The 14,452-nt window shown below is 71.7% G+C and carries 13 protein-coding genes; 2 read left to right on the top strand and 11 right to left on the bottom strand.

The genetic code is table 11. The annotated features are described in order from the left end of the window. Positions 1–24: 24 nt before the first annotated feature. The 5 genes from CRV15_RS21925 to CRV15_RS21905 form a co-directional block, all read right to left on the bottom strand. The gene (locus CRV15_RS21925; protein ID WP_003956705.1) at positions 25–777 is read right to left on the bottom strand and encodes an SDR family NAD(P)-dependent oxidoreductase; all 753 of its coding nucleotides are present in this window, start codon (positions 775–777) and stop codon (positions 25–27) included. 154 nt (positions 778–931) lie between these two features. After that, positions 932–2,518: a Na+/H+ antiporter gene (locus CRV15_RS21920; protein WP_003956704.1), complete on the bottom strand. Its 1,587-nt coding sequence runs from the start codon at positions 2,516–2,518 to the stop codon at positions 932–934. Positions 2,519–2,745: 227 nt separating this feature from the next. Continuing rightward, on the bottom strand, positions 2,746–3,687 hold the full coding sequence (locus tag CRV15_RS21915; protein WP_003956703.1) for an RluA family pseudouridine synthase: 942 nt from the start codon (positions 3,685–3,687) through the stop codon (positions 2,746–2,748). 43 nt (positions 3,688–3,730) lie between these two features. Continuing rightward, positions 3,731–4,300 carry a signal peptidase II gene (lspA, locus tag CRV15_RS21910; protein ID WP_003956702.1) on the bottom strand — a complete coding sequence of 190 codons (570 nt, stop codon included), beginning with the start codon at positions 4,298–4,300 and terminating at the stop codon, positions 3,731–3,733. 62 nt (positions 4,301–4,362) lie between these two features. Beyond that, positions 4,363–4,821, bottom strand: a complete 459-nt coding sequence (locus CRV15_RS21905; RefSeq protein WP_009995887.1) for a TraR/DksA family transcriptional regulator — start codon at positions 4,819–4,821, stop codon at positions 4,363–4,365. Between CRV15_RS21905 and CRV15_RS21900 the strand changes: the two genes are divergently transcribed. After that, positions 4,787–5,284: a hypothetical protein gene (locus CRV15_RS21900; RefSeq protein WP_230864101.1), complete on the top strand. Its 498-nt coding sequence runs from the start codon at positions 4,787–4,789 to the stop codon at positions 5,282–5,284. The genes CRV15_RS21905 and CRV15_RS21900 overlap by 35 nt on opposite strands. A 794-nt stretch (positions 5,285–6,078) precedes the next feature. Beyond that, a complete protein-coding gene (ileS, locus tag CRV15_RS21895; RefSeq protein WP_003956698.1) occupies positions 6,079–9,222 on the top strand; it encodes an isoleucine--tRNA ligase in 3,144 nt (1,047 codons plus the stop codon). Positions 9,223–9,418: 196 nt separating this feature from the next. Here the strand turns inward: ileS and CRV15_RS21890 are convergent, their stop codons facing one another. From CRV15_RS21890 to ftsZ, 6 genes are all read right to left on the bottom strand, one after another. Beyond that, complete coding sequence (locus CRV15_RS21890) at positions 9,419–10,525, bottom strand: DivIVA domain-containing protein (protein ID WP_003956697.1); 1,107 nt, start codon at positions 10,523–10,525, stop codon at positions 9,419–9,421. A 67-nt stretch (positions 10,526–10,592) separates the two neighbouring features. Next, complete coding sequence (locus CRV15_RS21885) at positions 10,593–10,880, bottom strand: YggT family protein (protein ID WP_003956696.1); 288 nt, start codon at positions 10,878–10,880, stop codon at positions 10,593–10,595. Positions 10,881–10,948: 68 nt separating this feature from the next. Further along, positions 10,949–11,566 carry a cell division protein SepF gene (locus tag CRV15_RS21880; protein ID WP_003956695.1) on the bottom strand — a complete coding sequence of 206 codons (618 nt, stop codon included), beginning with the start codon at positions 11,564–11,566 and terminating at the stop codon, positions 10,949–10,951. A 139-nt stretch (positions 11,567–11,705) separates the two neighbouring features. Continuing rightward, positions 11,706–12,449: a YggS family pyridoxal phosphate-dependent enzyme gene (locus CRV15_RS21875; protein ID WP_003956693.1), complete on the bottom strand. Its 744-nt coding sequence runs from the start codon at positions 12,447–12,449 to the stop codon at positions 11,706–11,708. Then, positions 12,446–13,231, bottom strand: a complete 786-nt coding sequence (pgeF, locus tag CRV15_RS21870) for a peptidoglycan editing factor PgeF (RefSeq protein WP_003960173.1) — start codon at positions 13,229–13,231, stop codon at positions 12,446–12,448. The genes CRV15_RS21875 and pgeF overlap by 4 nt, the downstream gene beginning before the upstream one ends. Continuing rightward, a complete protein-coding gene (gene ftsZ, locus CRV15_RS21865; protein WP_003956690.1) occupies positions 13,228–14,430 on the bottom strand; it encodes a cell division protein FtsZ in 1,203 nt (400 codons plus the stop codon). Before ftsZ ends, pgeF begins: the two co-directional genes overlap by 4 nt. Positions 14,431–14,452 lie beyond the last annotated feature (22 nt).

Genomic DNA, 14,452 nt, shown 5'->3' with positions numbered 1-14,452 from the left:
GGGCGTCCGGCGTGCGGCGTCCGCTCAGTGGCCCCGTTCCGCTCCGCCGTTGACCTGGATCACCTGGGCGGTGATGTGCCCGGCCGCCGGGGAGGCCAGCCAGCGGAGGGTCTCGGCGACATCCCCCGGGCGGCCGATCCGCCCGGTCGCGGTCTCGGCGATCCGCTCCCGCAGCCGGTCCTCGGGGAACGGCTCCCCGCCGAAGAAGTCGGTCTCCTCGACCAGCCCCGGCGCCACCACGTTCACGGTCACCCCGCGCGGGCCCAGCTCCCGGGCGAGCCGGAAGGCGTACGGGTGGAGCGCGGCCTTCGCCGCCGCGTACCCGGCCCGGCTGCCGGTGCCCCGGTAGGCGGCGATGGAGCCGAGGAAGAGCACCCGGCCGCCGGGGGTGGCGAGCCGGTCCCGCAGCGCCTCGGTGAGCAGGACGGCGGTGAGCACGTTGAGCCGGAACGCGTGGGACCACTCCTCGGCGACGGCCGCCAGCGGCTCCGTGTGCTCCGCCGGGGGTTCCAGCTCCCCGCTGCCCCCGGCGCTGTGGACGAGGACGTCGACCGCGCCCTGATCGCGTCCGATGGTGTCGGCCACCCGGCGGACGTCCTCGGGGCGGCTCAGGTCCGCCGCGTACCAGGCGGCCCCCGGAATCCGCTCGGCGGCCCGCTCCAGCACCGTCCCCCGGCGGCCGAGCAGGACGACCCGGGCGCCGCTGTCCGCGAAGGCGTGCGCGGCGGCACGTCCGATACCGGTACCCCCGCCGCTGATCACCACGGTGCGTGCCATGGTCGCATCGTAGAGGCGGCGGGCGGGCCCTGACAGGGCGCACACGCGGGCCGCCCGGCGACATCGCGGATACGGCGGAAACGGACCGGGGCTGGCGAAAACGGACCGGGCGCAGACGAGTGGGACGGGCCGCCGAAGGACCGGGCGCGGGGGCTCAGCGCAGGCTGCGGACGTCGATCCGGCGCAGCACCCGGTCCACGATCTCGGGGTTCGTGCCCGGTTCGCTGCGGGCGGCCAGCACCTCGTGGCGGGCCGCCGACAGCATCTCCCGCTGGACCCGGCGGAAGATCCGCGCCCGTTCGGCCCGGTGGGAGTACCACTCGCGCCGCTCCTCGTCGACGATGTCCGGGCTGATCCGCGCCCCGACCTCGTAGGCGCCCCGCAGCAGCCGCTCGGCGAGGTCGTCGGGCAACTCCTCGACCTCCTCGATCTCCCGGAGCCGGTGCCGGGCGGCGCGGGCGGCCCGCAGCGCGAGGCTGTGCTCCAGTTCGTGCTCGGCCTCGGCGTCGGGGCGCACCCCGAGCCGTCTCACCAGCCAGGGCAGGGTCAGCCCCTGGAGCACCAGGGTGGCCAGGATCACCACGAAGGCGATGAAGACGATCTCGTCACGGGCGGGGAAGGGCGCTCCGCTGTCGGTGAGCAGCGGGATCGCGAGGGCGAGCGCGACCGAGGCGACCCCGCGCATCCCGGACCACCACATGACGACCGTCTCGCGCCAGCTCATCGGGATGTCCTCGGCGTAGTCCCGGCGGGTGTGCAGCCGCTGGGCGAGCCAGGTGGCGGGCAGCAGCCAGCACAGCCGCACCCCCACGACCACCGCCGTGATCAGCGCTCCCCAGCCGAGCAGGGTGAGGAAGCGGCCGTCGACGGTGGCGAGGACGGTCCGCAGCTCCAGTCCGATGAGACCGAAGGCGACACCGGTGACCAGGGTGTCGACGATCTGCCAGAACGTGCTTCCGGCGAGGCGGCCCATCACGTCGTCGGGGTCGGCGGCGCGCTCGGCGAGGAAGAGCGCGGTGGTGAGCACCGCGAGGACGCCGGAGCCGTACAGCTCCTCCGCGAGGACATAGCTGACATAGGGGACCATCAGCGAGAGGCCGACCTGGAGGGTGGCGTCGCCGAGACGGCTCATGAGCTGGTTGGAGAGCCAGCCGAGGGCCAGCCCGACGACGACCGCGACGGCGGCGGAGAGCACGAACTGCGCCGCGGCGGCCGGCCAGGAGAAGACGCCGCTGACCACGGCGGCGATGGCGATGTGGTAGACGACGATCGCGGTGACGTCGTTGAAGAGCCCCTCACCCTCCAGGATGGAGACCAGGCGGCGGGGCAGCCCGAGCCGTCCGGCCACGGCGGTGGCGGCGATCGGGTCGGGCGGCGCGACCAGCGCGCCGAGGGCGATCGCGGCGGCGACCGGCAGTCCGGGGACGACGGCGTGGGCAACGGAGGCGACCGCCACGGTCGTGACGAGGACGAGGGCGACCGCGAGCAGCAGGATGGGCCGGACGTTCGCGGCGAACTGCCGCCACGAGGTGCGCTGGACCGCCGCGTACAGCAGCGGCGGCAGCACCAGCGGGAGGATGAACTCGGGCGGGATGTCGACGGCCGGCACGAAGGGCAGAAAGGCGACGGCGGCCCCGGCCAGGGTCATCAGCACGGGCGCGGGCAGATCGAGCCGGTCGGCCAGGGGCACCGTCAGAACGGCGCCGAAGAGCAGCGCGAGCAGCAGCGCCAACTGGTCCACGGGCGCCCTCCGGGTTGCCGAGCCACCACTCTCCGTGGTTCAGCCTGCCACGCGGGGCGGGAAACGGGCCGGAGGATACGACCGAATGATCACCAGGGCCCGGTGCGCCGACCGCCGTGCGAGCCGGCCCCGACGACCCGGCGGCTCAGCGACCCCGTGGCCCGGCGGTCCGGCGGTCCGGCGGCTCAGCGCCTCCGTGCTCCCGGCGGCTCACGCGTCGGCAGGCTTCAGCGGCTCTCTTCGGCGATCTTGTCCAGGGCCAGCCGGAGGTCGTCGGGGTAGCCGCTCTCGTACTCCACCCAGCGCCCGTCCGAGGGGTGCTCGAAGCCGAGGCGCACCGCGTGCAGCCACTGCCGGGTCAGCCCGAGCCGCTTGGCCATCGTGGGGTCGGCGCCGTAGGTCAGGTCGCCCACGCAGGGGTGGCGGTGCGCCGACATGTGCACCCGGATCTGATGGGTGCGCCCGGTCTCCAGCTTGATGTCCAGCAGCGAGGCCGCGCGGAAGGCTTCCAGCAGGTCGTAGTGGGTGACCGAGGGCTTGCCCTCCGCCGTCACCGCCCACTTGTAGTCGTGGTTGGGGTGGCGGCCGATGGGGGCGTCGATGGTCCCGCTCATCGGGTCCGGGTGGCCCTGCACCAGCGCGTGGTAGCGCTTGTCCACCGTACGGTCCCGGAACTGCTGCTTCAGCAGGGTGTAGGCCCGCTCGGACTTGGCGACGACCATCAGCCCGGACGTGCCCACGTCCAGCCGGTGCACGATCCCCTGGCGCTCGGCCGCGCCGGAGGTGGAGATCCGGTAGCCCGCGGCGGCGAGACCGCCGATCACGGTGGTGCCGGTCCAGCCGGGGCTGGGATGCGCGGCGACTCCGACGGGCTTGACGATCACCACGATGTCGTCGTCGTCGTGGACGATCTCCATGCCCTCGACCGGCTCCGCCACGATCTGGACCGGGGCGGGCGCCTGAGGCATCTCGACCTCCAGCCAGGCACCGCCGTGGACCCGCTCGGACTTCCCCACCGCGGCGCCGTCGACCAGCACTTTCCCGGCGGCGGCCAGCTCGGCCGCCTTGGTGCGGGAGAACCCGAACATCCGGGAGATGGCGGCGTCGACACGCTCGCCCTCCAGGCCGTCGGGTACGGGAAGGGTGCGGATCTCGGGAAGGGTGCTCACCCGTCGAGTATGCCCTGTCCCGGCCCCCTCCCGGCGCCGGGCCTCAGTCCTTGTGGACGGTCCCGTCGGGGTCCAGGCCCTTGAAGGAGAGGATCACGATCAGCACACCGCCGGAGACGATCGCGGTGTCCGCGAGGTTGAAGACCGCGAAGTGGGCGGGGGCGATGAAGTCGACGACCGCCCCTTCGAAGACCCCGGGGGCCCGGAAGATCCGGTCGGTGAGATTGCCGAGCGCCCCGCCCAGCAGCAGCCCGAGGGCGACGGCCCAGGGCAGGCTGTAGAGCTTGCGGGCGAGCCGGATGATCACCAGGATCACGGTGGAGGCGATGACGGTGAAGACCGCGGTGTACGCCTCGCCGATGCCGAAGGCCGCGCCGGAGTTCCGTACCGCCTCGAAGCGGAGCAGATCACCGATGACCTCGATCGACGGCTGGCCCTCCAGCTTCTTCACCACGATCGTCTTGGTGACGAGATCGATCAGATACGCCACGATCGCGATCGAGAGCAGCACGGCGACGCGATGCCTGCCCCGGGGCCGGTCGGCCGAGGCCGCCGCCTCGTCGCCGACATCCGGCATATCCGGCGTACCGATGACCCGCTCCGCCTCTGCCACGTGAGTCCCTCAACAACCTAGGTGCCTGACTGTCCACGAGGGTACGGCACACCTCCGTGGGCTCAGCCCCGGCGTTCCTGCTTCTGCTTGCACTCCACACAGAGCGTGGCCCGGGGAAATGCCTGCATACGCGCCTTTCCGATGGGCTTGCCGCAGTTCTCGCAGAGGCCGTAGGTGCCCGCGTCCAGCCGCTGGAGGGCCCGCTCGGTCTGCTCCAGCATCTCCCGGGCGTTGGCGGCGAGGGCCAGCTCGTGCTCGCGGGTGATGTTCTTGCTGCCGGTGTCGGCGTCGTCACCGCTGGAGCCTCCGCCGGAGTCCCGCATCAGCCCGGCGAGGGCCGCCTCGGAGGCCGCCAGCTCGGCGTTGAGCCTGGCCACATCCGAGGTCAGCTCGGTACGGGCCGCGGCGACCTCCTCGGGGGTCCAGGGCTCCTCGCCCGGCCGGACCGCCAGTCCGCCCGGGCCCGGCGCCGCCGCCGTGCGGGCCGTGGGCACGGCCGCCGCGCCGTCGTCGGCGGCCACAGAGTTCTTTGTTCCCACCGTCCGTGCTCCTGTCTGCTTCGCGGCCTTCGCCGCCCCCTCGGCCGCGGGCGCGGCCCCGTGCGCGGCCGGGTCGGCCGCGGCTCTGACCTCGGCCGACGTCCCGGCCGACGTGCTGTCGTCGGGCACCGGACCGGCCGGTGCCCCTGCTGCCGTCTTCGTCCCCGCCGCTTTCCTCGCGGCCTTCTTCGCCGGGGCCCTCTTCGCGGGCGCCGCCCTCGCGCTCTTCTTCGCCGCCTTCTTCGCGGGCGCGGAAGCCCCGGCCGCCGCCGTCTTCTTCGCGGGGGGCGCCTTCTTCGCGGCGGCCCGCCCCGCGGGGGCCGCACGAGCACTCCCCTCGGCGCTCTCCCCGGTCGCGGGAGCCCCCGCCGCCGCCTTCCGCGCGGTCACCGCCTTCGCGGTCCCCACGGCCTTCGCGGCCTTCTCCGGAGCGGTCTCCTTCTGAGCGGCCTTCTTCGGGGCGGCCTTCCTCGCCACGGTCTTCTTCGCCCCGGACCCCGCGGCGGCGGCCTTCCCGGCAGCGGTCCTCCCCGCGGCGGCCTTCTTCGCGGCAGGGCCCGTGCCCGCGCTCTTCTTCCCGGGCACAGCCTGGTCAGCGGCGGATTCCGTGGACGCCCGAGCACTCTCGGCGGTCTTCTTCGCCACCATGGCCGCGGCCCCTTCACATATTGTGATCTCGCTCGCGAATCGTGCTGGGACGATAAATCGACCCCAGCCCCGCGGCAAACGGGGCACGCCGCCGCTGCGGCCCCGCCCCGGCCTCGGGGAAACGGACCTGCAACCGTTGTGCCCAGCTCGCCGCCCGGTAATCCGTCCTTCGCCGGGCCCCGGGACCGCACCGGCGCGCATCTGGCCATTCGGGTCATGGGGCCGGCCCGCCCGCCGCCCCGGGCGCGATCCGCCGGACCACCGCGTACGCCCCCGCCCCGGCCCCCCGGAATATGCGGTCGGAAGACAGCCGTCCGGGCCCTTACACTGGGCGGAGCGAAAGGCTTGGATGGGGACGAGTAGCGTCGTACGCAGCCATGAGCGACCTGGGGACGGTGCGAGCCCGGGGGCGAGCGCGGTGCGAAGGATCACCCCGGAGCCGTCGGAAGAAAGCCACCAGGCGAGTAGAACCGGCTTCGCGACCCCAATGAGGGGGCGGCGCGCCCAGCGCCGCCAAGGAGGGTGGTACCGCGGGAGCCGGAGGCTCTCGTCCCTCCGACGGAAGAAACACTGTCCGCCGGAGGAGTTTCCATGACACCCCCGCAGTACCGTCAGGTGCCCGCCCAGGTCGACCTGCCCGCCCTTGAGCACGCGGTGCTCGACTTCTGGCGCGAGAACAAGGTCTTCGCCCAGAGCGTCGCGCAGTCCGAGGGCCGCCCCGAGTGGGTGTTCTACGAGGGCCCGCCGACCGCCAACGGCATGCCCGGCGCCCACCACATCGAGGCCCGGGTCTTCAAGGACGTCTTCCCCCGCTTCCGCACCATGCGCGGCTACCACGTGGCCCGCAAGGCGGGCTGGGACTGCCACGGCCTCCCCGTCGAGCTGGCCGTCGAGAAGGAACTGGGCTTCTCCGGCAAGAAGGACATCGAGGCGTACGGCATCGCCGAGTTCAACGCCAGGTGCCGCGAGTCGGTGACCCGGCACACGGACGCGTTCGCCGAGCTGACCACGCGGATGGGCTACTGGGTCGACCTGGACGACGCCTACCGCACCATGGAGCCCGAGTACATCGACTCCGTCTGGTGGTCCCTGAAGCAGATCTTCGACAAGGGGCTGCTCGTCCAGGACCACCGGGTCTCCCCCTGGTGCCCCCGCTGCGGCACCGGCCTCTCCGACCACGAGCTGGCCCAGGGGTACGAGACCGTCGTCGACCCCTCCGTCTATGTCCGCTTCCCGCTGACCTCCGGCCCGCTCGCGGGCGAGGCCGCGCTGGTGGTGTGGACGACGACCCCGTGGACCCTGGTGTCCAACACCGCGGTCGCCGCCCACCCGGACGTCACCTATGTGGTCGCGACCGACGGCACCGAGCAGCTCGTCGTGGCCGAGCCGCTGCTGGAGAAGGCGCTCGGCGAGGGCTGGGAGTCCACCGGCCGCACCTTCACCGGCGCCGAGATGGAGCGCTGGAGCTATCGGCGCCCCTTCGACCTGGTGGAGTTCCCGGCACCGGCGCACTACGTCGTCAACGCCGAGTACGTCACCACCGAGGACGGCACCGGTCTGGTCCACCAGTCCCCCGCCTTCGGTGAGGACGACCTCAAGGTCTGCCGCTCCTACGGCCTCCCGGTGGTCAACCCGATCCGCCCGGACGGCACCTTCGAGGAGGAGATCCCGCTCGTCGGCGGCGTCTTCTTCAAGAAGGCGGACGAGCAGCTCACCGCCGACCTGGACGCGCGCGGCCTGCTCTTCCGGCACATCCCGTACGAGCACAGCTATCCGCACTGCTGGCGCTGCCACACGGCGCTGCTGTACTACGCCCAGCCGTCCTGGTACATCCGGACCACCGTGATCAAGGACCGGCTGATCGAGGAGAACGAGCGGACCAACTGGTTCCCGGACTCCGTCAAGCACGGCCGCTTCGGCGACTGGCTCAACAACAACGTGGACTGGGCCCTCTCCCGCAACCGCTACTGGGGCACCCCGCTGCCGGTCTGGCGCTGCGAGGAGAACCACCTCACCTGCGTCGGCTCGCGCGCCGAGCTGTCGGAGCTGACCGGGCGGGACCAGTCGGCGCTCGACCCGCACCGGCCGTTCATCGACGACGTCACCTTCGCCTGCCCGCACGAGGGCTGCGCGCTCACGGCGGTCCGGGTCCCGGAGGTCATCGACGCCTGGTACGACTCGGGCTCGATGCCGTTCGCGCAGTACGGCTACCCGTACAAGAACAAGGAGCTGTTCGAGAAGCGCTACCCGGCGCAGTTCATCTCCGAGGCCATCGACCAGACCCGCGGCTGGTTCTACACCCTGATGGCGGTCGGCACCCTGGTGTTCGACAAGTCCTCCTACGAGAACGTCGTCTGTCTGGGGCACATCCTCGCCGAGGACGGCCGGAAGATGTCCAAGCACCTGGGCAACATCCTCCAGCCGATCCCCCTGATGGACCAGCACGGCGCGGACGCGGTGCGCTGGTTCATGGCCGCGGGCGGCTCCCCGTGGTCGGCGCGCCGGGTGGGCCACGGCACCATCCAGGAGGTCGTCCGCAAGACGCTGCTGACCTACTGGAACACGGTGGCCTTCCAGGCGCTGTACGCCCGGACCTCCGGCTGGGCCCCGTCACCGGCCGACCCGGCCCCGGCGGACCGCACCGTTTCGGACCGCTGGCTGCTGAGCGAGCTGAACGCGCTGGTGGACCAGGTCACGCAGGCGATGGAGGCGTACGACACCCAGCGCGCCGGAAAGCTGCTGTCCTCGTTCGTCGACGATCTGTCCAACTGGTACGTCCGCCGCTCGCGGCGCCGGTTCTGGCAGGGCGACAAGGCGGCGCTGCGCACGCTGCACGAGGTCGTCGAGACCGTGACCCGGCTGATGGCCCCGCTCACCCCGTTCATCACCGAACGGGTCTGGCAGGACCTGGTGGTGCCGGTGACGCCGGACGCGCCCCCGTCGGTGCATCTGGCCGGCTGGCCCGAGGCGGATCTGTCGGCGATCGACCCGGTGCTGTCCCAGCAGATGGTGCTCGTGCGCCGACTGGTGGAGCTGGGCCGCGCGACCCGGGCCGAGTCCGGGGTCAAGACGCGTCAGCCGCTGTCCCGCGCGCTGGTCGCGGCGAGCGGTTTCGACGCCCTCTCCCCCGAGCTGCGCCTCCAGATCACCGAGGAGCTGAACGTCTCCTCGCTGGCCTCGCTCTCGGAGGTGGGCGGCTCACTGGTCGACACCACCGCGAAGGCCAACTTCCGCGCGCTCGGCAAGCGGTTCGGCAAGCGGGTGCAGGCGGTGGCGAAGGCCGTCGCCGATGCGGACGCCGCCGCGCTCTCGCTGGCGCTGCGCGAGGGCACGGCCTCGGTGGAGGTCGAGGGTGAGACCGTCACCCTCGCCCCGGACGAGGTGATCATCACGGAGACCCCGCGCGAGGGCTGGTCGGTGGCCTCGGACTCGGGCGCCACGGTCGCCCTGGATCTGGAGATCACCCCCGAGCTGCGGCTCGCGGGGCTGGCGCGGGACGCGATCCGGCTGATCCAGGAGGCCCGTAAGAACAGCGGTCTGGATGTGGCGGACCGGATCGCCGTGGTGTGGGAGGCCGGGGAGGCCGCCACCGCCGAGGCCCTGGCGGAGCACTCCGGTCTGATCGCCGATGAGGTTCTGGCGACGGAGTTCACCCGTTCGGCTCCGGACGGCACGTTCGGACCGGCCTTCACGGACGAGTCGCTGGCGCTCACCTTCCATCTGCGCAAGGTCTGAGCGAGCCGATCCCCGAAGGGGGCCGGGCCCGGTGCCCGGCCCCCTTCGCCGTTCCCGCTCGTCCGGTGCCGTACCCTCCTCGCCGGCCAAGGGCGGATATTCCCGGACACAACGCAAGGGCCGGGCCCAGGACACGAAGTCCTGGGCCCGGCCCTTGCGAGCTGCCGACGGCTACGCGCTCATCGCGCGCCGCGGCTCAGTTGTCGTCCTCGTCGATGAGGAAACCACGCATCGGCGCGGGCGCCTGCTGCATCGGCTGCGGCGCCTGGGGCCGCACCGGCGCCATCGGCTGGGTCATCGCCGGGGACATCTGCTGCTGGCCACCGTACGAAGGAGCGCCGCCCATCGGCGGGTTGCCGCCCATCGGCTGGCCCATCGGCGGGTTGCCGCCCATGGAGTGGCCCATCGCCGGGGCACCGGCCGACGCCATCGACGGCGACGGCGGCAGCGAGGCGGCCGACGGGGTCCGCGGCGGGGCCAGCGAGTCGTCGGCCTGGGTCTCCAGCTGACGGAGCTGGCTCTCCAGGTAGGACTTCAGACGGGTGCGGTACTCACGCTCAAAGCCGCGGAGGTCTTCGACCTTGCGCTCCAGCGTCGCCCGCGCGGACTCCAGGGAGCCCATGGCCACGCGGTGCTTCTCCTGCGCGTCCCGCTCCAGCGCGTCGGCCTTGGCGCGGGCGTCCCGCTCCAGGCCCTCGGCGCGCGAACGGGCCTCGCCGACAATCTTGTTGGCCTCGGAACGGGCCTCCGCGATCGCCTGGTCGGCGGTCTGCTGGGCCAGCGAGAGCACACGGGCCGCGCTGTCGCCGCCGGGGCCCTGACCGGGCGGCGGCATCTGCGGGCCACCATGGCCGCCCATGGGACCGGGGCCACCCATCGGACCGCCCATCGGGCCGCCCTGCATGGGGCCGCCGGGGCCCATCGGACCACCGTGGCTGGGACCGGCCGGCAGCTGAGGCGCTCCACCCGGCAGTTGGGGGGGACCCATCTGCGGAGGCTGCTGCTGGACCGGCGGACCCGATATGGCAGCGGGTACCGGGGCCCCCGGGGCACCCCGTCCGTCCTGGGGCTCCGGAGCCTTGCGCATCGCCTGCTGCTGCTGGTGCTGCTGCTGCTGATTCTGCGCGGCGGCACGAGTCGCCGCGGCCAGCTTGGCGCGCAGGTCCTCGTTCTCCCGGAGCAACCGGGTCAATTCGGATTCGACCTCGTCGAGGAAGGCATCGACCTCGTCCTCGTCATAGCCTTCTCGGAGGCGGACGGTCGTGAACTGCTTGTTCCGCACGTCCTCGGGGGTCAGCGGCATCTCTTCTTCACCTCTACGTAGTCGTCGGCAGTCGGCAAGACCGTATCGTCCACTCCTACCCTTCTCCTCACGCGAAACGACCCACGATGCTGAGAAGGACCCAAACGATGATCATCAGAACGAAGAAGGACAGGTCGAGTGCCACGCCCCCGAGACGCAACGGCGGGATGAACCGCCGAAGAAGCTTGAGCGGTGGGTCGGTGACAGTGTAGGTGGCCTCCAGGAGGACCACCATCGCCTTGCCGGGTTGCCATGAACGGGCGAACTGGAAGACGTAGTCCATGACCAAACGGAAGAACAGGACGACGAGGAAACACAACAGCGCGATATAGACCACCTGTAGTGCGACGCTCATCCTGCGCTTCCCTCTCCCCTGTGCGTCCGTGGCCCGGCCCCGGTGGGCCGGCCAGGTCCTGCCTCATCTCAGCTCTGGTTGAAGAAACCGCCCTCTGCGATACGGGCTTTGTCCTCCGCCGTGACATCGACGTTAGCAGGAGACAGCAGGAACACCTTCTGTGTCACCCGCTCAATGCTGCCATGGAGACCGAAGACCAGTCCCGCAGCGAAGTCGACGAGTCGCTTCGCGTCGGTGTCGTCCATCTCCGTGAGATTCATGATCACTGGAGTGCCCTCGCGGAAGTGTTCCCCGATGGTACGGGCCTCGTTGTAGGTCCGCGGGTGCAGTGTGGTGATGCGGTAGGGCTCCCGCTCGGACACGACCTTGGGCATGATCACCGGCGCGTTCTTCTCCAGGTTGGGGCGTTCGGGTGTGATGGATGCCACGGGGGCAATTCGCGCCGGACGCCCGTTTTCTGCGGGTAGCGAAGTCGGCAGCGGCATCGGGTCGCGCGGGGGCGGAGGCTGGACGGCGCGCACCGGTTCCTCGCGCTCCACCGGATGCGCGGGCGGGTGCCGACGGTGTTCCCGTTCCGGCTCCGGCTCGGGCTCGAAGTCGTCGTCGGGGTCGAAGCCCCTGCCGTCGTACCCATCGTCCTCCACGAGGCCGAGGTAGACCGCCATCTTGCGCATCGCGCCGGCCATGCTCTGAGTCCTCCGCTCTGTGGTGGATCGCTTTGTTCGCAAATGTCGCACTGCCGCCAAGTGCCCGCGATCCACTGGGTCTGCCCGCTTTACCGCGGGAATGACCATATTTTCTGCTGTGGTCCGACTCTTGGCGACGTTACCCGAGCCGGGGACGGACTCCGAGTACCGCCGTACCGACGCGTACATGTGTCGCACCGGCGGCGACGGCCTCTTCGAGGTCCGTACTCATCCCCGCCGAGACCATGTTCGCAGCAGGATGCCCCACGCGCAGGTCCGCCGAGATTTCCATCAGCCGGTCGAACGCGGCCCGTTGCCGTCCCGCATAGGGTCCGACCAGCGGTGCGACCGTCATCAGACCGTCGAACCGAAGTCCGGCGGACCCCTCGATCGCGGTGGCGAGTTCCTCGGTCCCGCCCGGCGCGACCCCGCCGCGCTCCCCGCGTGCGCCGGTCTCCGCGTCCAGCGCCACCTGGATCAGACACCCCACTTCACGCCCCGCGCGGACCGCCGCGGAGGAGAGCGCCGTGACCAGCTTCATACGATCGACCGACTGCACCACATCGGAATATCCCAGTACAGAACGGACCTTGTTCGTCTGCAACTGACCGACAAAGTGCCATTGGAGATCGAGATCGGCGCACGCGGCGGCCTTGGGGGCGGCGTCCTGATCGCGGTTCTCGGCGACGTTTCTCACACCGAGTTCATACAGAAGGCGGACATCGCTCGCGGGATAGGTCTTGGTGACCACGACGAGGGTCACCTCCTCCCGCTTCCGCCCGGCGGCGGCGCAGGCGGCGGCGATACGTTCCTCCACCTTCGCCAGATTTTCGGCGAGTTCGTCCCGGCGCGCCGGGTCCGGAAGCTCGTGTCGTTCCGTCATGCTGCTGTCTCTCCTGCCGGGGAAGCGGCGCCCGCCCCCTCGGAGAACGGCTCCAACCAGACATATCCGGCGAGCCGCCCGGTGGTGCGGTCGCGGCGGTACGAGTAGTGGTCCTGTGATTCCCGGGTGCACACCGGCGATGCCTGCCGGTCCCGCACCCCGACCGCCGCGAGCTGGGCGTGGACCCCGGCGACGACATCGATGCCCGGGGTGCCCCAGGCGGTCTCGGCCCAGGCGGCCGGCTCCGCTGCGGCGACCTCCGCGCGCATTGCGGCGGGCACCTCATAGCACCGGCCGCAGATCGCGGGCCCGGTGCGGGCGACGATCCGCTCGGGCCGCGCGCCCAGTTCCGCCATCGCCCCGACGGTGGCGGCGACCACCCCGAGGGCCATCCCGATCCGGCCCGCGTGGGCGGCGCCCGCCACCCCGGCCACCGGATCGGCCAGCAGAACGGGGACGCAGTCGGCGGTCAGCACGGCGAGGGCCAGGCCGCGCCGGGTGGTGACCACCCCGTCCACCGCCGGAACCGGCCCCGTGCCCCAGGGCGCGTCGGCCCGTACGACCTCCCGGCCGTGCACCTGGTTCATCCAGACCACCCGGCCCGGGTCGAACCCGAGCGCCTTGGCGGCGGTCTCCCGGTTGGTCCGTACGGCCCCGGGGTCGTCGCCGACCGCTCCGCCGAGGTTCAGCTCCTCGTACGGAACGGCGCTCACCCCGCCCCACCGGGTGGTGAAGGCGAAGTGGGCGCCGTTCGCGTGTATCGCGTCGTGCCGCACGGTCACTTCAGGAAGTCCGGGACATCCAGTTCCTCGGCCGAGGTGTCCGGGTAGGGACGGGCCGGCGGGACCTGCGGGGTGATGGCCGGGCCGCGGTCGGCCTGGACCGGGGCGGGCTCGGCCGGAGGCTCCTCGCGCACCGGTACCGAGCCGAGGCCGATCGGGCGGGACGAGGGCTCGGGGCGCTGCGCGGGCGGCTGCGCCTCCTCGCGCTTGGCGCCCGCGGAGCCGAGGACGGTGTCCCGGCGGACCGGCGGCTGACCGCCGTCGAAGCCCGCGGCGATGACCGTGACCCGGACCTCGTCGCCGAGGGCGTCGTCGATGACCGCGCCGAAGATGATGTTGGCCTCGGGGTGGGCCGCCTCGCTCACCAGCTGGGCCGCCTCGTTGATCTCGAAGAGACCGAGGTCGGAGCCGCCGGAGATGGACAGCAGCACCCCGCGGGCGCCGTCGATGGACGCCTCCAGGAGCGGCGAGGAGATCGCCATCTCGGCCGCCGCCACCGCACGGTCGTCGCCCCGGGCCGAGCCGATGCCCATGAGGGCGGACCCGGCCTCGGACATCACGGACTTGACGTCGGCGAAGTCGAGGTTGATCAGACCGGGCGTGGTGATGAGGTCGGTGATGCCCTGGACGCCCGAGAGCAGTACCTGGTCGGCGGACTTGAACGCGTCGAGCACGCTGACCTGGCGGTCCGAGATGGACAGCAGCCGGTCGTTGGGGATGACGATGAGGGTGTCGACCTCTTCGCGGAGCTCGGCGATGCCGTCCTCCGCCTGGTTGGCGCGGCGGCGGCCCTCGAAGGTGAAGGGCCGGGTGACCACACCGATCGTCAGGGCGCCCAGGGAGCGCGCGATGTTGGCCACGACGGGCGCGCCGCCGGTGCCGGTGCCGCCGCCCTCACCAGCGGTGACGAAGACCATGTCGGCCCCCTTGAGGACCTCCTCGATCTCCTCGCGGTGGTCCTCGGCGGCCTTGCGGCCGACGGCCGGGTTGGCGCCCGCGCCGAGTCCCCGGGTGAGTTCGCGGCCGACGTCGAGCTTGACGTCGGCGTCGCTCATCAACAACGCCTGAGCGTCGGTGTTGATGGCGATGAACTCGACGCCCTTGAGACCGACCTCGATCATTCGGTTGATGGCATTGACACCACCGCCGCCGACACCGATGACCTTGATGACTGCGAGGTAGTTCTGCGGTGCTGCCACGTCGAAGGCCTCTCGCCTCGAA

This window comes from Streptomyces clavuligerus, from assembly GCF_005519465.1.
Classification (GTDB): domain Bacteria; phylum Actinomycetota; class Actinomycetes; order Streptomycetales; family Streptomycetaceae; genus Streptomyces; species Streptomyces clavuligerus.
The sequence above is the reverse complement of the archived record's forward strand: the minus strand, read 5'-3'. Positions and strand labels throughout refer to the sequence as shown.